The organism is Paenibacillus xylanexedens, assembly GCF_007676705.1.
Classification (GTDB): domain Bacteria; phylum Bacillota; class Bacilli; order Paenibacillales; family Paenibacillaceae; genus Paenibacillus; species Paenibacillus xylanexedens_C.
Window position 1 is genome coordinate 1,499,331 of record NZ_VEBF01000001.1, and the last position, 20,843, is coordinate 1,520,173.

A 20,843-nucleotide genomic window follows, 5' to 3' on the forward strand; every position below is an offset into this window, starting at 1 on the left:
TTACTCCACCAGCTTGGTCCGATCCGATTCTGACATCCGAAAGCGGCTCATATGCCGCATCCTCGACAACAAAATGGCGTTCTCATGACTTGTCCGTCAAGCAAACGCCGCTCCCTTTAGTTTAACGGCCCAGCTCCGAATGAGCAACCGCGTTTTACTGTAAATGTTTGAAGCTTCTTCACCAAAATAAAAACAACCGTCCTGCCCTAGTTGGACAAAACGATTGCATTAATCTTGACAAACCCTAAGCCATCCAGCGACTGTTTTGTAATGGATACGCTTCTAATCTTTCAACGCCTCAACTTCAGACACAGTTAGACCACTTGTTTTGGCAATAACTGAAACTTCAATCCCAAATGAGAGCATGTTTTTTGCTATCTCAATCGCCTTTCTTTTTTCCCCTTCTACTAATCCCTTTTCTATCCCCTTGGCTATTCCCTTTTCCGTAGCCCACTCAATCATGGAATCTTCATCATGCAAATACTTCTGACGCTCTTCATACAGGCGACGTGCCTCCCGATCCTGACTCAAGAACTCCAGCGTATCCATCGCCTTCTTCAGTGTAGGTTCATTCATTGGCAGCAACGCCTCTGACATTCATACGATAATACAATCCTTTCCTCTGCATCAGCTGTTCATGCGTTCCATCTTCGGCAATTCGGCCATGCTCCATCACAAGGATACGAGAGCACTGACGAGCGACCTCCATTCGATGTGTGACGAGCAACCCTATTCTGTCTTTCATAAAATTCAGCAAGTGATTCATCACATGCTGTTCTGTCTGAATATCCAGTGATGACGTTGGTTCGTCCAGAATATACAGGTCGGATGATCTCATGAATAGCCTGGCAAGCGACAGTCGCTGTTGTTGGCCTCCAGATAGATTGGCCCCTTTCTCTTGCAATATCGCAGCGTATTGCTCCTCCTGGGCCTCAATAAATTCATGCAAACCTGCCTGCTCTGCCGCAAGCTTTACCTTGTCCGAGGTAGCGTCAAGGCTCAGACGGATATTGTCTTCTATCGTTCCTGTAAAAAAAGTTGGTGTCTGCGGCATATACGTCAGTCTGGATTGATTATCCCTTTTCATATACGCTGCAACATGTTTATTGCCCAGCAATACGCTTCCGTTCGTTGGCTCGATCAACCCTGCACACACTTGGCACAGTGTAGATTTGCCAGCACCGCTGGCGCCAACTACCGCAACCCATTCACCAGGAACCAGATTAAGCGTAATCTGATCCAGAATCCTCCGACCACTGGCCTCATCGGTTACTGTAACCTGTTGAAGACGCAGCATAGCAAGTTCGTTCTCTTGGTATGTTGTTTGGTGTGAGTGCCTTTGATCTTGTTCATAACTACCCTGTGCAAGCTCCTCATGCTTGAGATTGGATGAGTCTGTATTCTTGTTGTCCGCCAATTTCAACCATGCAGAGATACGTCCAAATGCACCCACGCTGGCTTGCATCTGACTCCACTGACTGGACAAACCGAGCACTGGCCACACCACCAGTTCAAACAGCAAACTACTTGCAACAACCATACCCGGAGACAAGGTTCCTCTAGCCGCTGACAAAGCAATAAGGAACAATGCTGCCAATTGAGCCAGACCAAATACTGCCATCGCTACGTTATCGGACATGCTCAAAGTCATCTGCAACTTCGCCTCAACACGGTTCAAGGATTGCTGTTGTGTTCGAAATCGTGTGAGAAACCACGGTGATGCATTATAGGTTTGAATCACAGGTATTCCTTCAACATACTGTTGAATCTGCTGTTGCGACTCACCTTCCCTGGATTCGACCTCATCGGACAGATGTACAATTCGCTGATCATACAGCCTTGCCGTGAACCAAATCACCCCTGCACTCACTAAGGCGATGAGCGCAACCCACGCATCTGCTCTGTACAAGTATCCCAGTGATAATACGATGATGAATACAACCGTAACACCCTCTGCAATGGCTTCTACCACTTCTGCACCATGCTTGGTATCTTCCTTGATGCGAAGCATCACATCTCCGGACTTCTGTCTGCGAACCCACGCATACGGCATCCTGTTTAATAACTTCAGCAAGTCCATAGACATATCTCTGTACATGGACTCTTTGAGCCATACCAACACGTAGCGATGCATCGCAAGCAACACGATAAATCCTGCCAATATAGCGATGAAAATCATCGCGGTAGCATTAAGCTGTTCCTGTCCCCCATCATGAATGGCATCCACGAAGAACCCCTGTACGAAGGCAAGTCCCCAATCGAAGACCGCATCTGCTGCAATAAAAATGAGCAGGATCGCTACAGCTATTCCATAAGGCTTCATCCAGCGCACAATAACAGGCCATACCGTTGCCAGTGATACAACTTGCTTTGGATCATCTGAAACATAACTTTCGTCCAATTTATATCCAGCATCTATTTCACGATCTTCCTTCACCTCGTTTGCTCCACGCTTCTCATGGCTGCTCTTCATTTCAACGTCATCTGCAAAAGCTGTATCTTCACTCTTGTTACTCATGCTGTCCCTCCACTTCCGCATCCTGCTCCGCAATATAGCTTCGATATCCGTTCGGACGATCCAGCAATTCACAATGAGTTCCTGTATCTTGGACGCGTCCCTTCTGCATGTAGATGACCTGATCCGCTCGTTCGATCAGCGATAATCGATGGGTAACTGCAATAATCGTTGTGCCTTGGTCAGTAGTGACACGGGCAAACAGATCATTCAACCGCTGCTCGTGCAACGGATCTTGGGATGACGTCGGTTCATCCAGCAATACAATATCGGGATTCCTCAGCATTGCTCTGGCCAAACTGATACGCTGAAGCTCACCACCCGACATTGTCCCACCCTGTGGCTGAAGTTCTGTCCCATAGCCAAGCGATTGACGCATAATGGCATCATGCGCATGAGTCAATTGGGCTGCAACTTCTACTTGATCAGGTGATATCCCTTCTAATCCAAAAACAATATTCTCTTCTACCGTACCTGTGAAAATAAAGGCTTGTTGCGGAACATACACCTGGTTGACATGTTCTGTCTGAGCTTCATGCATATCATGTAATGAATTGTTCTGCTTCATTATCTGGATCGAACCCGTGACAGGCGTATCTAATCCGGCTATTAATTTCAATAACGTGGTCTTCCCGCATCCACTTGGACCCGTGATTACAGTGAGCTTTCCTTTCGTCGCTACAAAAGAAATATCCGTTAGCACTTCTTCTTGTTCCGCATACCTGTAAGACACATGCTGTACCTTAATACCGGTCGGTTTAGATTGCTTTTCATGTTCCACTGAACCCGGTTCGGATCGTACATATGCATTGGTACCGGTATGAGCAACCGTGTTCTTTTTCTCCAGATCCAGAACTTCAAAGATTCTGGACGCATGAGAAGCTGAACCGATAAAATTATTCCACAACCCGGATAGTGACTCAATCGGACGAGTTAACTGACTGCTCGCCACCAGAAAAGCCGCCAATCCTCCCACATCCATATGTCCGTTCAACACCTGCATGCCGCCTAGATAGAGAATCAGAATCATCCCACCATACGTCGAGACCCGTCCAGCTGCCTCCGACAGACGTTGTAACACAGATACGGACATCGTATGTCTGAACACTCGATCCATTCGATCTTTAAAATGTTGGTGCACATAACCCGCGAGTCCGTAGCTCCGGATCTCCACAGGGGCTTGAATGATTTCAGTCAGCATCTCATCTCTTGACGCCGCACTGGCATTCAACTGATCATGTCGTCGTTGCAGACGTCTACCCAGTCCTACCGTTACAAGAGGATAGATCAACGTGAATGCAATAATAGCCAATGACAATGGCAGGTTCACCCAGCTGAAATAAGCAAAAGCAAAGATCAGTTGTATCACATTTTTTGCAAGTTCAATGCCGTGTTGGTTTATCCCTTTCTGTGCTTCCTTGGCAGAAGTCCAAACTCTGGAAGATATATCCCCCGTATGATAGTTTGCCAGATCCCGTGTTTCTGTGTTGCCAAGGGATTCAAGCAACAGGGACTGCACAGACAATAATGTTTTTTGCTGGAATAACGTCTCAACCCACGTCATGAATGCGGTTACAATCAATCGTAATACTACAATGGACACGCCTATCATCAAACCTGAGTAGAGTAACGAAAACTTTGATTCCGTAGCTCCTTTGACTAATCTTCGGATCGATTCCAGATATCCGACCTCAATCAGGGAGACCATAAATGCGGCGAAAAGCAATAGAATAATGAACATTCGGTACTTACCTGTTAATGTCCATAATCGAGTTAGCATGCCTGTCGTCGTATAAGTTCTTTTGTCAGCTAACATGGATGGTTTCTCCAATCTTGTCATTAAATTATGTACTTGGTTATGATATCATCGTGGATAAGGAAAAAATGAACATTTCTTGCTGTAAGTACGATCAGAAGTAAGGGAGATTACTATGCAACATGATTTGCTGAACACATTGGATAAGCTATTCGACTACATAGAAGACCATATTCAAGACAAATTAACACTGGATCATCTGGCATCTGTTACTCATATATCGAAGTTCCACCTGCATCGCATGTTCAAACATGTAAGTGGACAATTGCCCGGGGAATATATTCGTTCACGCAAATTGGCACGTAGCCTGGAACAATTGGTGAACCTGAACTGGAAGATTATCGATATCAGCGGGCATTATGCTTTTGAACATGAACAATCTTACATACGTGCTTTCAAGCAAGCCTTCGGGATCACTCCCCTGCAATACCGCAAACAGGGAGCTGGAGAGCTTGAATTCACAGCCCGTATGACTTCGTCCATGATTACGATGCTTCCGTACGGATATATATTCAAACCAACGTATGTGCGAAAACCAGCCATGAAACTCGTCGGACAGCGATCCCATATTCGATATACAGATAATGAAGAGCACTACGAGGCCAATGCAGCAGGCAACGACTTTTTTGGTAAACACTTTCATTCAATTCCTAACGTGTTGCAGCCCAACGTATACATCGGATTCACCAATGAGATTAACGAGGATTACAGTACATATCAACCTTCTGTGGAAGTCACCCACCTGGATGATATCCCCAACGAACTGGATGGAATCGAAGTGCCGGCCAACCAGTATGCTGTATTCAAATTCGTCTGTGATTTCCACCCAAGTCTGATCAACATCGACCACCTGGACAGTGTCTGGACATTTATTGATGAATATTGGCAAAGCCATTCGGGGTATGAGAAGAGTGATCCATACTATTTCGAAAGAATTGATGGCAGTCTGGCTCAGGACCACTACGGAGAGATGGACATATATATCCCTGCAAAGCAAATTTCACTGTAAGCTGTCAATGGAGGTTCGATCCGATGAATCAAAATACTCAAACGAATTCAAGTTCATCCCATACAGATTCTCGCAAATCTTGGATACGTAGACACCCGATTTTCACTACATTTACATTATTGATGCTTGTGCTGTTTACCGCCGTATTTCTGTATTTTTGGCTCCGTCCATACTTCTCCACGTTTGACCGTTCTGAGAAAGGAGAATTGAGCTACTCCATGCCTTCACAGAATGGTGAGTATACTGCCGAGATTTATGGTGTGCCCTATGGTGGTGCGGCAGGCGGGGTTACGATGTGGGTCGATGTGAAGAAGACGAATGCCCCTGAGGACTACACATCCCAAACGATATATCGTGCTGAGCACCGCGGGAATAACCATCTGGAATGGGAAAATGAAAACACACTCCGAATTGAAAACTGGAATGAATACACGGATGAGACCATTACCCTCAAGATTGATGATGAAATCTATGATGGACGGGGCTGGGCGTGCAAAAGCTTGCGGATGAAAGACCAGTATGTGCGATGCTTGGCACCCGAGAAGTAAAATTCCCAGCACCAAAAACGACCTTCTGGCTACATGGCTGATCATCGTGATGCTTGGTTCACTGCACCTTACGTTAGAAGATGTGCGCGTTGCACTCGGTGTGAAGTATAAACACAAAGCAAGCCCCGCTCACCGATTACCTCGGTCAAACGGGGCTGCTCTTGTTCTAAATATCATCGTTCCTAACCATATCGTAGCTATCGGACTTAAAACACATGACAACCTCATACTTTATCTATCATATCTATTTAACTCTTAATCTTGCGCACCTTCTGCTTCTGCTGGCAATTGTCCTTTACACTCTATTTCCACCCAACCCTTATTTTCACTGATCCGTCCTATCGCACCCTTCAGCAACAATTAGCTTTTGTTGTCCTTTCACTTCTACTTCAATCTATTTTATCTATCTATACTACCGCTTCAAACTCTTCTGTCCTCATTCGTGCTCATCTGTCCCAGTTTGTCTTCCTACTTACGAGGTGAAACCTCACCGCGTTCTTCCCGTTCCTTCATCTCCTTGCGCACTACCACTTCCAGCTTCTGCCGATTGGCAAGCAGTCCCGGATCGTCTGGCAGATACTCCCGGGCTTTGGTGTTATGCATCAGTGCCTGCTCCCAATTGCCCAGATGGGCATAACAGAGAGATAGTCGGGCATGTGGTAGCCAAGTGCGGCAGGCCGCGGGCACCGGACGAAGACCCGGATCGCGGCTGCTCACGTCCACCGCCTGCATATACCAATAGATCGCAGAGACGGGTTCCTGCCGTTCATGGAAGCAGGCCGCAATGGCGCAGCAGAAATCGGCATGCGGCAGGTCATACTGGAATGACTGCAGCAATGCGCCGAGCTTACGGCCCGGCTCGCCAAGCCGTTCATGACATTCCGCCAGCCGCGCGCAGGCAATCAGGCGATCCTCGCGGTAACCGCTTGGCTGCTCCAGCAGCTTCGCATACCCGCGTGCCGCCGCTGCATAACGCTTGCGGTCATAACATTCGCCTGCATAATAGAACAGCAGGCGACCTTGGGCAACGCCCTCTTCGGCGATCCATTTGCGCAGGATGCGCACGTTTCGCGCCGAATGATGCCCTGCTTCGCGGCGGTGCGTGACGGCAATGTCTGCCGTAATAACCTCGCCCGGCGGGAAGCTGAGCTGCTCGTGCAGCCGGCCATGCCAGCGGCACCCGGCATCCCGCTTGACCAGGCGAAGCCGTCGGTCCGTCACGAGCGGACTTCCCTCCGGGCCCTCGGCCAGCGTGTAGTTCAAGATCACAGCCGCTGTCTCCCCCTCGGACGGCAGCTGCTGCTTCAACACCGCAAGCTTCGCCCGTTCCACAGGCAGCAGCACATCGTCCGCATCCAGCCACAGGATGTACTCCTGCGTGGCCTTGGCGAATGACTCATTCCGCGCTGCGGCAAAATCTTCCTTCCACTCATACGTGTAGACCTGGTCGGTATACTGCGCAGCGATCTTCATCGTACGATCCGATGAACCGGTATCTACAATGATGATTTCGTCCGCGATGCCGGCAACCGAATCAAGACAGCGCGCCAGCGTGCGTTCCTCGTTCTTCACAATCATGCACAGACTGATGGTGATCACGTTTTGAGCCCCTTCCTGTCGTACGCGTATTGCGAACTGTCGATCATGCAAGTTCCCCTATTTTCTAACTAACTCAAGTCCATAGTTCCGGTGTACCTGCAGTAATTTTAATCTCTCAGGCACATGCCTTCTTATATCCTATCCTGTTACACTCGTATCCCATGTTACACTTCTCCACTCTCCTGACGGCGAAGCCTTTTCACCTGCTCCACCGCACTGTCCAGCACCTTCTTGCGCTGCTTCATTACGCGGAGATGCTGTTGTTCCACCTCGGCAAAATGGGTATGATCCAGCGCCATCCACTCCATCAGTTGATTCAAAGTCGGCGACATATGCACCTGAGTTCTCCGCCGTTTGCGGGCCACACAACATAGATATTTATGATGAACTTCGAGTTTCAAGACTTCAAAATACGGCATTAGACACATCGCCAGGCTTCCTGCATAGAATGTCTGCTTGTGGTCATAGAACGGATGATATCCATACGGCACAGTGACAACCAGCGTCCCATCCTCTTGCAGCAGCCGATGAATCTGGACCAACAACATCTCCGGATGAGCAAAATGCTCAAGCACTTCTCCAAGCAGCACAGTGTCAAAGGTAGTTCTTACTTTCCATTGCGTAATGTCAAGCATCCGAAAATCCACATTGTTCCTCACTGGCTTGGACTCTTTGGCAAGCTCGGCTTGGGCATACCGGATGCTGTCTTCCTCCAGATCAATGCCTGTTACACGAAATCCTTCACGTGCCAGCAAAATGGATGTAATACCCTGACTGCAACCGACGTCCAGAATGCGTTTGCCTGTCGCCTCACGGCACATCCAGTGGATACGGGCTCTTGTCGCCTCATGAGAATCTTCCGAATTAATCTCGCCATAATAGCGTTCACTCACCCGATCATGATTCGCCATAGGTATCTCCCGTTTTTCCTCGCCGAACTGGCTGGCCCAGCACCACAATATTTCCCCCGTGACATCCGGCTGTTGCATTGCGTGTATCGAAAATCAGCTTCGCTTGATCCGCCATCTCCTGATAATCGAATGCCGAATGATCCGTCGTGATGATCACCAGATCAGCCCATGTCCACAATTCCGGCGTAGCAGGCCGGGATTGAAGCAACGTACCGTCATCCTTACGGAAGAGAGGCACCATTGGATCAGTGAAAACGACTTCTGCACCCGCTGCGCTCAGCAGCCGGAAGACATCCAATGCTGGCGATTCGCGCAGGTCGTCGATGTCTTTTTTATATGCCATACCCGCCAGAACAACGCGCGCTCCCCGAACAGATACACCATTCTGCTCCAGCAGCTCCGCTGCACGCTTCACCACTCGCTCTGGCATCTGCCGATTGGTTGTATCCGCCAGCTGGATGAATTGCAGCTCCGATCCCTGACGGCTTGCGGCCCAGGACAGATAGATCGGATCGATCGGGATACAGTGTCCGCCGATGCCGGGACCGGGATAGAATGGCATATAACCAAACGGCTTGGTGGCCGCCGCACCCAGCACCTCCCATATGTTTACACCCATCTGTTCACAGGCCGGAGTCAACTCATTCACCAGTGCAATGTTCACACTGCGAAATGTATTTTCGAACAGTTTTGCCGTTTCCGCTACGGTTGTTGAACTGACCGGAACAACTTCGTTGAGGAATGAACCGTAGAACTGTTTGCCATAGGTCAGACAAGCCGGTGTGGAGCCGCCAATGATTTTTGGGGTATTTTTCACACCATAATGTACACTGCCCGGATCTACACGCTCTGGAGAATAACAGACATAGAACTGCTCTCCAGCTCGCCAGCCGTTTGCTGCTTCAATCGGTTGCTTCACACGTTCCTCGGTCGTTCCTGGATAAGTCGTACTCTCCAATATGACGAGACTGCCCTCCACCAGATAAGGAGTCATACCATCCACCGCTGCCGAGATATAAGAGATATCCGGTTGATGCTCGGCAGTCAGCGGAGTGGGCACACAGATGACAATGACATGGGCTTGCGCCACTGCTGCATAATCGTCACTTGCCGTGAACAGTCCTGTCTGCATAAGCGACTGCAGGATATCATCTTCAATACCGATGACATACGACTGCCCGGCGTTCAGCTTGGCTATCTTGGAGGTATCGATGTCGATCCCGTGAACCTGATAACCTGCCTGTGCCATCTCCACGGCCATAGGTAAACCCACATAGCCGAGACCGATGACAACAGCCTTCAGGGAGCGGTCATTGATGTGTTGAAGTGTATTATGTTGCTGCGGCTCTTCTTTTCCTTCGTGCTGCTCGTGCTGATCTTTCTCTTCCATCCCTTCCACCCCCAAACGCTCCGCCTCCCTTCAATTAATCGATATAGCCGCCTGCACGCAAAAAATTGGCAATCGCTGGCTTGTTCATCATGGCACTGTCCGAACGATACTCGGAGAAGTTCACACGAGGCAGGTTGCTGTACTGATCTGTCAGCCCCTTGTCCGGGTGCTCCGGCAGGATCACGTAATACTGTGCATCGTATTGACGAGTGCGCGGTGCTTCAAAGGGCGAGATCAGCACTTCATGCAATTTCTCGCCTGGACGTATGCCCGTCACCTTATAATCGAAGGATGGACGACCTGCCTGTTCCAACATGACAGATGCCAATTCCGTCATCTTGCAAGCTTTCATTTTCATCACAAATGTCTCTCCGCCCACGGCCGCCTCAGCCGCTTTAAGCAGTAGATGTATAGCTTCGGTACGAGTCAGGAAAAAGCGGGTCATGCCTTTGTCCGTAATGGTCAGGCTCTTGCCTTCATCAATCTGACGCCGGAATAAAGGCACCACGCTACCACTGGTTCCGAGCACATTGCCCCCTCGGATGCAGACAAACCGCGTACCTTCACTCAGCCAATTGGCACGGATCATCATTTTCTCACCCAGGGCCTTCGTCATGCCGTATACGTTAATCGGATCTACAGCCTTATCGGTGGACACATCAATGACTTTGGGAACCTGCATGCGGATCGCAGCCCGAATAATATTCTGCGTCCCGATCACATTCGTCTTGAACGCTTCATCCGGCTGGTCCTCGCACACCGGAACATGCTTCAACGCAGCCAGATGGAAGAGTACGTCCACATCCTTGCAAGCGTCCTCCACTGCCCGATAATCCCGGATATCCCCAATGACGAATCGCAAACGCGGGTCATGATTGAATTCACGCTGCATCGCAATCTGGGCATATTCGTTACGAGACAGAAGGCGAATCTCTGCCGGGTCCTGTTCCAGCAGCACCTCGGTCAGCTTTTGACCCCAGGAGCCTGTGCCCCCGGTAACCAGAATCGTTTGTCCTTTAATCATGCATATACCCCTCCCTGATCAGATCATGAATTCGCGTAATACCTGTGCCATCTCTTCGCGGCTTAATCGGTCTTTGGGTGGTACCTTTTTGACTGACGTATTGCTCGAATGCACGATGTTGACATAGTTACGCGGCGTCAGCAGCTCATGCGGCAAATCGATGACATTGCCATGTGTACCTCTGCCCGGCAGCTTCACCCGATACCCGGATGCGTACTCCGCTGTTTTATACAGGTAGACGTAGAATTGCGGAGAACGATGAAACGCAGGTGCCATCTCGTTGTTCACGCTATCCCACAAATAACCGTTCTGGTTGATTAGGGCCATCGTCTGTGGCTGTGGCTGCACGTCATATAGCTGCTGTACAAAGGTCCGGTGATACAGGTCATCCGAATCCAGACGGGCAATATAGATGTGCTCCGCCCCTTCAGCAAATGCCAAAATCGCTCGCACACTCTCAATATGGGTTCCAAAACGAATGTTGGCAGGCAGCGGCTCCTGTTCCGCGAGAATCTCCTGCATCACTTCTCCCGATTCCTTGGATAACTTCACTACCGTCAGGAAATCCTGATTCGTCTGAGCTTTAAGGCAGTGCAATGTAAATGTGCGAAAAATGCTCATCCGACGCTCCAGCCATTCTCTCGTCAATCGCTGAGGGTCGAGCCCATAATTGTTGAAGTTAATTTCAATAACCACTTTCCTGGACATAACATTCCTCCTCATAAACTCTGCCATTATTTCAGCGGATAACGACCATTTTCATAGTTTCAACAGTCGTTTGGAACGAAACACAACTTCCGGCTGTCTGGTAACTGACAGTCCATCCAGGTCTCGCTTGCCAATCCTGCCGACTCTATAAGGTATGAAATGTTAATAGAAGCGGTACGGACGAATGCACTGATTCTCAACGAAATAGATTGATATACAGCTGAAGATGGTGCCCTGCGAGTCGAACGTACATATCATTTCTGCAGCCGCAACATAGAATAGAGCAGTTCAATTTTCAAAGGAGGCAATCACTCGAATGAATTCGATCTATCTTGAAATGGATGGTGTGCTTGATCAGCTTGAAGCCGCACTGCTCGAAGAGCGACCGCTGTCTCTTGTACGCGTTGGCGATGGAGAGAATATCGTTATGTCCCAGGAAACGGTGTGGACTACGGAACAGGTTCTTCAGGAGCGTTGGGCCATTAAGGCCAATCTCGGTCAGAAGGGACTTCGCCTTCCAAACATGCAGCTGCGTGACGAAGTCGCCGCTTCCCTGCAACGTGCAAGTATCGTTGGGGTTCTTCCCCGTGGTGACAATACCATCAAAGCTCCGGATTATCTCAAAAGACCCCTGACCGATATGCTGTTTGCACACTATGGCATCTCCCCCCCACTGACCTGTCATGCCTGTGTGAATCGAGAGCTCGCGCAGAATCCTCGTTTCTGGCAGATGCTTGCAGGCAGGCGGGTGCTTCTCGTTACCCGTGAGACCGAGGCACTGCGTGCCACGCTCGAACGTGAGCCATATCAACTCAACATTGTGACTGCACTTCCCTTCGACAGCTATGATCAAATGCAGGACACGCTTGAGTGGATTCAGACGAATCAACATACCTTTGATGTCGCTCTCTTCTCCTGCGGCGTCAACGCGGTTGTTCTTGCTGAGCGAACAGCCGCACTCGCAGGTAAAGTCGCCATCGACTTTGGCAAAGCCAACAACATCATTCTGAAAGGCCGTGCCAACTGATTTTCAGGCACCTCCAACCTCGAATCAGTGAGTTGCAGCGAAACTTGCATATGGTTGTATGACAAAAAACCCCCGGCTCTTTGAGTCGGGGGTTTCATGCTGAGCGCTAGTCGAAACTGGTCGCTGCATTACTTTGTACGTCTGGGTTGTCTGGGGTATGAAGCGAACTCTGCCGTCAACAGAAGTGATGACGAAGCACTCTGCCTGTCATAATACGCCCTTCACTACTAGCCGATGGCTGCAATACCGTATAACATCTCCGGCCCGGTTCTTACTGCTGTGGACACCCCCGAGATGAACGAAGTATACACACTTTCCAGTGCTGGTGGTGCAGACAGATCCTGAGCTGTGAACGAATGAAATTCTGCACCTCCGTTCTGTCCGATTGTACCTTCAGCACGGTAGATGATATAGAAAGGATCATATAAAAAACCCCGCACAAGCTCCACAACAAAGGTATCCCCCAGTTCTCCCGTAACACCTACTGTCCCGTTCAACGTAATAATGGGGTTCACCACACCCTGCGTCTGAAGACCAATGGTGCCGAACGCTGACGGGGATTCTGATAGCGACAAACCGGGCTGTCCAACGGTTCCCGAGTTCATCGAAGTTCTCATATCGAGAAACACGCCCATGAGTAACACCTCCAATGCTATGGGATACCCTATCCTATGAATCTCACTACTCTTATGATTGGATGCATAGCAGTTTGGTTGAACCTATTTTTATTTGTCGACTGTTAATGGTATATTGAACTGCATAACGAAAATGAACGGATCGTATGCACACAAGCGGTACAGGCTGTTCAGAAGGAGATTACTATTCATGAATAAACGCAAACGTCCAACAGGCAAGACATCGGCCTCGGCCAAGGGGAAATCTTATGCAGATTCATCTTCAGCACGGTCCGGCAAGTCCAACTTCTCATCTGCCAAAACATCAGGTGCTTCCGCATCACGCAATACGGAGGAGAATAAGAAGCCAATAGCCGCGAAATCGTCGGGTGCACCCAAGAAAGCTGGAGGCAACAAACCCAAAAATGCCAGCGCATCCAAACGACCAGGCAACTCCTACTATCGCAAGCAGGAACCACCACGCCAGTACAAAGTAACTGAACCGGATGAACTGTTGAATTTCTTGCTGCAACATCTGAAATCGGGACGGAACGCGGTGAAGTCTATTCTGGGTCGTGGACAGGTATCCGTGGATCAGAAGGTCGTGACGAAGTTTAATGAGGCGCTGACGCCAGGTCAGATTGTATACATCCGTAAAGAGGGTGCTGTAGCTGCTCCTTCCTTAACAGGCATTAACATTTTGCATGAAGACGATGACATCATTGTGATCCGCAAAGAAGCTGGACTGTTGTCCATCGCCGCTGACAAGACGGACGACCTCACAGCTTATCGCCAACTGACAGAGCATGTGCGCCGCACCAACCCGCTGAACCGGATTTTTGTCGTACACCGTCTGGATCGGGATACGTCGGGTGTCATGATGTTTGCCAAAAGTGAAGAGGTACAACAGAAGCTGCAAAACAACTGGAAAGAAAATGTACAGGACCGCGTCTACGTTGCCCTTGTTGAAGGTTCGGTAGCCAAAGAAGAAGGCACCATCTCTTCCTGGCTGAAGGAAACCAAAACGCTGAAAATGTACTCCAGCTCTCGTCCCAATGACGGACAACATGCGATTACACATTACAAACGTCTGAAGTCGAACCGCGAGTTCTCCCTGCTGGAAGTGCGTCTGGAGACAGGCCGTAAAAACCAGATTCGTGTGCATATGGAAGATCTCGGACATCCGATTGCTGGTGACAGAAAATACGGCGCACGCACAAGAGACCTTGGCCGTCTCGGACTTCATGCACGCATACTCTCGTTTATTCATCCGACAACCGATGAACTGATGTCATTCGAGACGGATATTCCGAAGCCATTCCTGTACCCTTTCCGTGCAGAAACTCCACCCGCGAAATAACTGCATCTTGATAAGAATCGACTGATCGATTGATCATGTCTGAAAGGAGGAACGGACACTGAAAAACTTGTTAATTACCGGTTACCGTGCACATGAACTGCAGATTTTTGGACAGAAGCATGAAGGTATTCCATTTATCAAGAAGGCCATTGCCTCACGCCTCACGCCTCTTGTCGAGGATGGTCTGGAGTGGGTGCTTACACCGGGACAATATGGTGTGGACCTGTGGGCCTGCGAAGTGGTGATTGATCTGAAGAAGCTGTACCCGCATCTGAAACTGTCGATCATCACTGCCTTTCAGAACCCCGAGGAGCAATGGAAAGAAGACAAGCAGGAGTATTACCGTTCCATCCTCTCGGGTGTGGACTATTACGGTGCGATTAGCAATCAACCCTATATTGGACCGTGGCAGTTCACTGCACGGGATGACCTGTTGCTGCGCAAAAGCGACGGGCTTCTGCTCGTCTATGATGAAGATGCCGGGGATGGTAGTCCCCGTTTTATCAAGGAAAAAGCCGTGAAGAAACAACAGAACGAGGACTATACAATCATCAGTGTGACTTCGGAAGATATCCAGTCTGTAGCCGAGGATGAACGCATGAACGATATTGGCTACGATGAGGACTCTCCCTTCTGACGTTTACGTGGTTGCAACCACGGTTGAAGGAGCCCAGATTGACGTACATATGTTTTTTTTCGAGGCAGGTTGGGTATAAGTAGTATTATAACTGCGATGATATGTCGTATGGGATAAGGGGAACTGCAACCATGACAATTACGCCAGAGCAGCGCATTCAACTGCATGGATTTAACAACCTGACCAAGTCGCTGAGCTTTAATATGTACGATATCTGTTACACTAAAACCAAAGACGAACGCGAAGCTTACATTGAATATATTGATGAACAGTATAACGCCGCCCGGCTGAGTAAAATTCTGAACAACGTCTCTGATATCATCGGAGCCCACGTCCTGAATGTCGCTCAGCAGGATTATGTGCCTCAAGGTGCAAGTGTGACGATGCTGGTCTCGGAAGGTCCAATCGTGGAGATCCCCGAGGAATCACTGGATGAGTCTCCTGGTCCTTTGCCCGATAATGTGGTCATGCAACTCGACAAAAGCCATATCACTGTGCACACCTATCCTGAATTTCACCCCAGTGAAGGCATCAGTACCTTCCGTGCCGACATCGATGTCTCCACCTGCGGTGAGATCTCTCCGCTCAAGGCACTGAATTATCTCATCCACTCGTTCGATACGGACATTATGACGATGGATTACCGGGTACGTGGATTCACGCGGGATACGAGCGGACGCAAACTGTTCATTGACCATGAGATCGGCTCGATTCAGAATTATATTCCGGACGAGATCAAGAGCAGCTTCGATATGATTGACGTCAACGTCTATCAAGAGAACATTTTCCATACCAAATGTAAACTGAGGGAATTTGATCTGGATAATTATCTGTTCGGATACACCAAGGATAAGCTGAGCAAGAAGGAACAACAGGAAATTACGGAGTGGTTGAAGCTGGAGATGGATGAGATCTATTACGGCAAAAACATCAATCGTCCCTCTTAAGAGGTTGTTCAACGATGTATTCATAAGGCAAGATTTAAGACGAGCTATCATGAAGGTAAGGTCCTTCTTTTCAGAGGAACCTGCGTCATGTGCTTGTCTTTTTCTTTGATAACGTTGACAGTGTGCAACTTTATTTTTTATTATAGGAGTAACTGTATCATTTTGCAGTGAAGGAGACTGAGCCCGTGATCGAAACAAATACGACAAGACGTAACGAATCACTGTTACAAGCGCTGACTGCTCAGCATAATGCCATCACCAACAACATCGCCAATGCAGACACGCCTAACTACAAAAAGAAAACGGTAGAGTTTCAGGAAGAGCTTAGACGGATCGTGGAGAATGGCAAATCAGATCAGCTCTCCATGAAGCGGACTCATGAAAAACACTTCCCTATCAGTGATCCCCATTCTTCCATTGTGCAGTACCGAATTGTCGAGAACAACGAAACAGCCATGAACAACAACAACAATAACGTTGACATTGACAAGGAAATGGCGAACCTCTCGGAGAATCAACTTATGTATAACTACATGGTTGATCGGGTCAGTGGACACTACAAAAAAATGAAAAATTTACTGAATGATTTGAAATAAAGTATGTACAGCAGCCCGCGATGGCTGCTTTTTTTTATCTCTTTTTCCCTGAGCGCCCCTTGTTTGATTCCATTTTTCGGTATCCTCTGCTGTTCGTAGTATAATGGGGAGAAGCTAATAATTTCATCATGAACAAAAGAGGTGCAACATGGCTCCACGTCATTTAAATGGTTTTCAAGGTTCCAAAGTGAGGCTCGCGGCTCCATGCCCGGAAGATTGCATGCGTCTCTCCCGCTTCACAGACGATTACGAATATTTGCGCAATATGGATACCGATATCGCTATTCCGTTAACGCCGGATGAGACAGGTTCCTCCTCTGTCCGCCGAGACAACGGTTTTGAATTTGCGTTACGTACGCTGGAGGGCAATCGATTCATTGGCTTCACCGCGCTCTACCGGATTGAATGGAACAATCGGTCGGCTCGTCTGGCGATTGGCATCGGCGAAGAAAATGATCGAGGTAAAGGATACGGAAGCGATGCCTTGGCTCTGATTCTTCGGTATGGCTTCCACGAATTGAACCTGAACCGGATTGCGCTGGAAGTCATCGAATACAACGAAGCCGCCCGCCGCGCGTACCAGAATGCTGGATTTAAGGAAGAGGGGCGCCAGCGTTCTGCAGTTCTGCGAGATGGCAGGCATTATGACCTAATCTCGATGAGTATCCTTGCGGAAGAATGGTCGGCCCAAACACATCTTCCATTGTCGTTCCAATCAACTCGTACTGCTGAATCCGAGAAAATGGCAGTGGATGGTCTTTTGCAGCGTCATGCGAACGAACAAGCTGCGTTGTCCATATCGGAGTTAAGTTCAGATCCTGTAGGCGAATCTGAAATTTCGCCCCGCATCGGCGTAGGCGCGGTGATCCTGAATGAACGGGGCGAAGTGCTTCTTGCTTGGCGGAATCGTCAGCCCGAACAGCACACCTGGAGTATTCCTGGCGGGAAAGTCGACCCCTATGAATCACTGGAAGCCGCTGTTATCCGTGAAATCAAGGAAGAAGTGGATCTAGATATCGCCATCGACAGTCTGCTCTGCACTGCGGAGACGATCCAGCCGCAACAGAAGGAACACTGGATATCCGTTCTCTATTCCACCAAGGTGATCGGCGGCCATGCTCGTAATCTGGAAGAAGGCGGAGCCATTGGTGAGATCGGATGGTTCCCGCTCTATGATCTGCCGTCCCCACTCGCCTGCTTTGCCGTACCTGGCCTGGAAGCTGTGAAGAAGCTATATAAGGACTCCCTGTAATTCAAATATTCCATCCGATGGAGGTATTCGCTATGAATCACGCAGAACAGATGAATCATCTATTCCAGTTGTTACAGGAAGGCCACGTTGAGAAACTGAAGTCCCTGCTTGATACTGACCCGGAACTCGCCAATACTGAAAATCAGGATGGGTTGACTCCGTTGGGATATGCCTCTCATTTTGGACAAGCAGGAGCAGTACGTGTTCTTCTTGAGCACGGAGCCGATGTTGACGCACTTTCCCATTCCCGTATCTCCTTTATTCCGTCCAATACTGCACTACATGCTGCTCTTGCCGGAGAACGTTCGCCAGAAGTTATCCGCCTTTTACTTGAACATGGAGCATCCACGAGTATTTTGGACAGTGATGGACAATGTGCGCTGCACTCGGCAGCATTTCATACCGACCAGACCGAGCTTATTGAGAAGTTGCTCCAGCACGGGGCTGATCCAAATGCGGCGAACTCATCAGGCCAAACCGCACTGGACATTGCACTAGAACGTGGTAACACTTCTACAGCTGCCTGCCTGCGATCAGCCGTTGCAGCTCAGTAGCAATAATGATCAGATAAGCATGAGCAATAGATAAGTAACCGCCAGAACTCTTTTTGAAGTACAAAAAGAAGGTCTGACGGTTATTTGTTTTTCGTTTACATACCTCTATCGGTGAGGCTATATAAGTTGGGCAAAAGATATTTAAACTTGCCACTCCGATGACAGAACAACCTTCCGATCGCTGTTATCCCCAGATTTTTTTATTTACTTCTACAAAGGTGAAAATCTGGCGATAAAGGCGAAGTGTATGCTTCCGAAGGAGCTTTCTTTCAGAAAGCTTTTAGCTCCGCTTCTTCAGGTTATTTCTGTCCTCTACGTTCTCGTGTAAATACTTCGTTCAACTTATATAGAAAACGCAATATATCATTTTTTTCAGAATATAAGAACCGTTTGACGCCTTAGACGGTCTAATACTCAACATATCCATGAAAGGAGGAGCCACGTGACCCCTACCCAGCTCACCATCGCCGCACAAAAAGGGGATGCCGAGGCTTTTGCAGCCTTAATGGAATTGCATCAGAGCCGACTATACCGTATCGCCTATGCCTATTTGCACAACGAAGGTGATGCGCTCGAAGCGATCCAGGAATCAACCTTCAGGGCATTCCGTAAACTCAAAAAATTAAAAGAGCCCTCCTACTTCGGCACTTGGCTCATCCGCATTCTGCTCAACTACTGTGCGGACGAACGCAAGCGAAAGAGTCGGTTCAGTCCCGTCACGGAGATTCATGAATCCAGCAGCTGGGATCGTCCTGCGGACCCCGATCTTGCTGCCGCCGTATCCACCCTTGACCGGGATTGCAAACAGATTATTATCCTGAGTTATTTCGAAGGTTTCTCCTTAACTGAAGTCGCCGACATTCTAGAAATCCCAACCGGAACCGTAAAATCCCGATTACATCGGGCACTCGGACAACTCCGTGATCAACTTGAAACGAAAGGAGATGCATCTCATGACGGATGAACATAAATCATTCGATGTATTGGAAGAACGACTGAATGCTCGCAAGACGGAATACGAAACAATGCCTGTGCCCGATGCCGCGGCCTATCAGGCTGTACAGTCCGGCATCCGCCAGGCTGCCCGTAAGCGCAAGTCCCGGCTGCGCTGGTATATGAGTTCCATCTCGGCTGCGGCCCTCATCCTGCTGTTTACCGGATGTATCCGCGTCTCTCCCGCCTTTGCGTCCTTCGTGGAGCAATTGCCTGGTATGGAGGGGGTTGTAAGCATGATTCGTCAGGACAAAGGATTGATGATGGCAATCGATCAGTCCCTCTTACAGAAGGTCGGTATCACCGATGAGCATGATGGTGCTTCCGTGACCGTTGAAGGCATTATCACAGACGAGTCACGCATGGTTATTTTTTACACAATGAAAGGCATGAAAGATCCGGAGAAATTCAACTATGACATCGATTTGCTGGATGAGAACGGTAAAGATCTTCCTGTTGGATTTGGATACTCCTCACCTAAACCGACCTCAAACGAGAATGTGTATGAAAATATGATTGATGTCATCTTTACGGATGGAGCCTCTCCTCCCGAAGAGCTAAGCGTTGTGTTTAAGTCCAGAGATATCACCAGTTCCAAAGAGTGGAAAATGACGTTCCCGGTAGACAAAAATCTTACCAAAGGCATGAAAAAAGTCATTCCCGTGAATCAGACGTTAACAGTGGATGGACAGCGTATTGATGTGAAACAGGCGACCCTCTATCCAACTCGTCTCGTACTTGATGTGACATTCGATCCAAACAACACCAAAAAGATATTTGGGTTCAGCGATCTTCAACTGGTCGATGAACAAGGTCGTGCATGGAGAACAGATACCACGACAGGTGAGGATGAGCGATCTATTTACTTTGAAAGCATGTACTTCTCCATACCGAAAAAGCTCACATTGCAAGGATCTGGCTTCTCCGGATTGGATAAAGATGAATTGGATCTTGTTCTTGATCTACAATCACGTCAGATTACAGGTGGCCCCCCTGGATTGAAGATGGTTGGCAGCAAGGTTGAAGGCAAAGATCTAATTATTGACTTCTCTGTTGCTGGCAGTATGGACGGCGGATTCGTTCTCGCTTTTGGAAAAGTTACAGACAGTGCAGGGAAGTCATATGAAGTTCCTAGCTTCAGTTGGAGTAGCGGGGAGGGGACAGATGATAGTCATTCCATTGTTTCCTCTACTGTCGAAAATGGAGCCCAGATGAATGGGAAAATACAGATGCAAATCTCTACCTATCCAATGAAAGTTAACTTGCCATTCTCATTGGATATTCCTGTGAACCGTTAATCTTACGTCAGCAGGCTGTGTTTATCGCGAATATTCTATATAATG

19 protein-coding genes and 2 pseudogenes are annotated in these 20,843 nt (G+C 48.6%); 12 read left to right on the forward strand and 9 right to left on the reverse strand.

The window, feature by feature from the left end; translation table 11 throughout:
* Positions 1 to 282 precede the first annotated feature (282 nt).
* The 3 genes and pseudogenes from FS628_RS06805 to FS628_RS06815 all read right to left on the reverse strand — a co-directional run.
* Positions 283 to 585, reverse strand: a pseudogene (locus FS628_RS06805) (Rpn family recombination-promoting nuclease/putative transposase); the annotation flags it as partial.
* A complete protein-coding gene (locus tag FS628_RS06810; protein ID WP_145320262.1) occupies positions 569 to 2,539 on the reverse strand; it encodes an ABC transporter ATP-binding protein in 1,971 nt (656 codons plus the stop codon). The gene FS628_RS06810 and the pseudogene FS628_RS06805, both read right to left, overlap by 17 nt.
* Positions 2,511 to 4,331, reverse strand: a complete 1,821-nt coding sequence (locus tag FS628_RS06815; protein ID WP_186327727.1) for an ABC transporter ATP-binding protein — start codon at positions 4,329 to 4,331, stop codon at positions 2,511 to 2,513. The genes FS628_RS06810 and FS628_RS06815 overlap by 29 nt, the downstream gene beginning before the upstream one ends.
* A gap of 115 nt (positions 4,332 to 4,446) precedes the next feature.
* Between FS628_RS06815 and FS628_RS06820 the strand changes: the two genes are divergently transcribed.
* Together FS628_RS06820 and FS628_RS06825 are read left to right on the forward strand one after the other, a co-directional pair.
* Positions 4,447 to 5,340 (forward strand): AraC family transcriptional regulator, encoded by an 894-nt coding sequence (locus FS628_RS06820; protein WP_145320266.1) that lies wholly within the window; start codon positions 4,447 to 4,449, stop codon positions 5,338 to 5,340.
* Positions 5,341 to 5,363: 23 nt separating this feature from the next.
* Complete coding sequence (locus tag FS628_RS06825; protein WP_145320268.1) at positions 5,364 to 5,888, forward strand: DUF5412 family protein; 525 nt, start codon at positions 5,364 to 5,366, stop codon at positions 5,886 to 5,888.
* Positions 5,889 to 6,356: 468 nt separating this feature from the next.
* Here FS628_RS06825 and FS628_RS06830 read toward each other — a convergent pair whose 3' ends face one another.
* From FS628_RS06830 to FS628_RS06850, 5 genes are all read right to left on the reverse strand, one after another.
* Positions 6,357 to 7,487, reverse strand: coding sequence for a glycosyltransferase family 2 protein (locus FS628_RS06830; protein WP_145320270.1), 1,131 nt, complete (start codon positions 7,485 to 7,487; stop codon positions 6,357 to 6,359).
* A 164-nt stretch (positions 7,488 to 7,651) separates the two neighbouring features.
* Positions 7,652 to 8,398 carry a class I SAM-dependent methyltransferase gene (locus tag FS628_RS06835; RefSeq protein WP_145320272.1) on the reverse strand — a complete coding sequence of 249 codons (747 nt, stop codon included), beginning with the start codon at positions 8,396 to 8,398 and terminating at the stop codon, positions 7,652 to 7,654.
* Positions 8,385 to 9,788, reverse strand: a complete 1,404-nt coding sequence (locus FS628_RS06840; protein WP_260870945.1) for a nucleotide sugar dehydrogenase — start codon at positions 9,786 to 9,788, stop codon at positions 8,385 to 8,387. Before FS628_RS06840 ends, FS628_RS06835 begins: the two co-directional genes overlap by 14 nt.
* 34 nt (positions 9,789 to 9,822) lie before the next feature.
* The gene (locus tag FS628_RS06845) at positions 9,823 to 10,812 is read right to left on the reverse strand and encodes an SDR family NAD(P)-dependent oxidoreductase (protein ID WP_145320274.1); all 990 of its coding nucleotides are present in this window, start codon (positions 10,810 to 10,812) and stop codon (positions 9,823 to 9,825) included.
* A gap of 18 nt (positions 10,813 to 10,830) precedes the next feature.
* On the reverse strand, positions 10,831 to 11,520 hold the full coding sequence (locus FS628_RS06850) for a glycosyltransferase (protein ID WP_145320276.1): 690 nt from the start codon (positions 11,518 to 11,520) through the stop codon (positions 10,831 to 10,833).
* Positions 11,521 to 11,836: 316 nt separating this feature from the next.
* Here FS628_RS06850 and FS628_RS06855 point away from each other — a divergent pair, with 316 nt between their 5' ends.
* Positions 11,837 to 12,547: a GT-D fold domain-containing glycosyltransferase gene (locus FS628_RS06855; RefSeq protein ID WP_145320278.1), complete on the forward strand. Its 711-nt coding sequence runs from the start codon at positions 11,837 to 11,839 to the stop codon at positions 12,545 to 12,547.
* 227 nt (positions 12,548 to 12,774) lie between these two features.
* Here the strand turns inward: FS628_RS06855 and FS628_RS06860 are convergent, their stop codons facing one another.
* A complete protein-coding gene (locus tag FS628_RS06860; protein ID WP_145320280.1) occupies positions 12,775 to 13,182 on the reverse strand; it encodes a hypothetical protein in 408 nt (135 codons plus the stop codon).
* 190 nt (positions 13,183 to 13,372) lie between these two features.
* Between FS628_RS06860 and FS628_RS06865 the strand changes: the two genes are divergently transcribed.
* The 9 genes and pseudogenes from FS628_RS06865 to FS628_RS06905 all read left to right on the forward strand — a co-directional run bounded on the left by FS628_RS06865 (position 13,373) and on the right by FS628_RS06905 (position 20,798).
* Positions 13,373 to 14,521 carry an RluA family pseudouridine synthase gene (locus tag FS628_RS06865; RefSeq protein WP_145320282.1) on the forward strand — a complete coding sequence of 383 codons (1,149 nt, stop codon included), beginning with the start codon at positions 13,373 to 13,375 and terminating at the stop codon, positions 14,519 to 14,521.
* Between the two features lie 58 nt (positions 14,522 to 14,579).
* Positions 14,580 to 15,158 (forward strand): DUF1273 domain-containing protein, encoded by a 579-nt coding sequence (locus FS628_RS06870; protein WP_145320284.1) that lies wholly within the window; start codon positions 14,580 to 14,582, stop codon positions 15,156 to 15,158.
* 131 nt (positions 15,159 to 15,289) lie between these two features.
* Entirely contained in the window at positions 15,290 to 16,105 is an 816-nt protein-coding gene (gene speD, locus FS628_RS06875) for an adenosylmethionine decarboxylase (RefSeq protein ID WP_036610662.1), read from the forward strand.
* A 185-nt stretch (positions 16,106 to 16,290) separates the two neighbouring features.
* Entirely contained in the window at positions 16,291 to 16,701 is a 411-nt protein-coding gene (gene flgB, locus FS628_RS06880) for a flagellar basal body rod protein FlgB (protein WP_145320286.1), read from the forward strand.
* Positions 16,702 to 16,849: 148 nt separating this feature from the next.
* A pseudogene (locus FS628_RS33440) lies at positions 16,850 to 17,341 on the forward strand (GNAT family N-acetyltransferase); the annotation flags it as partial.
* Positions 17,342 to 17,548: 207 nt separating this feature from the next.
* A complete protein-coding gene (locus tag FS628_RS33445; RefSeq protein ID WP_440131266.1) occupies positions 17,549 to 17,953 on the forward strand; it encodes an NUDIX domain-containing protein in 405 nt (134 codons plus the stop codon).
* A gap of 32 nt (positions 17,954 to 17,985) precedes the next feature.
* Positions 17,986 to 18,507, forward strand: a complete 522-nt coding sequence (locus tag FS628_RS06895; RefSeq protein WP_145320289.1) for an ankyrin repeat domain-containing protein — start codon at positions 17,986 to 17,988, stop codon at positions 18,505 to 18,507.
* Positions 18,508 to 18,949: 442 nt separating this feature from the next.
* Positions 18,950 to 19,471, forward strand: coding sequence for a sigma-70 family RNA polymerase sigma factor (locus tag FS628_RS06900; protein ID WP_145320291.1), 522 nt, complete (start codon positions 18,950 to 18,952; stop codon positions 19,469 to 19,471).
* The gene (locus FS628_RS06905; protein WP_186327728.1) at positions 19,461 to 20,798 is read left to right on the forward strand and encodes a DUF4179 domain-containing protein; all 1,338 of its coding nucleotides are present in this window, start codon (positions 19,461 to 19,463) and stop codon (positions 20,796 to 20,798) included. The genes FS628_RS06900 and FS628_RS06905 overlap by 11 nt, the downstream gene beginning before the upstream one ends.
* Positions 20,799 to 20,843 lie beyond the last annotated feature (45 nt).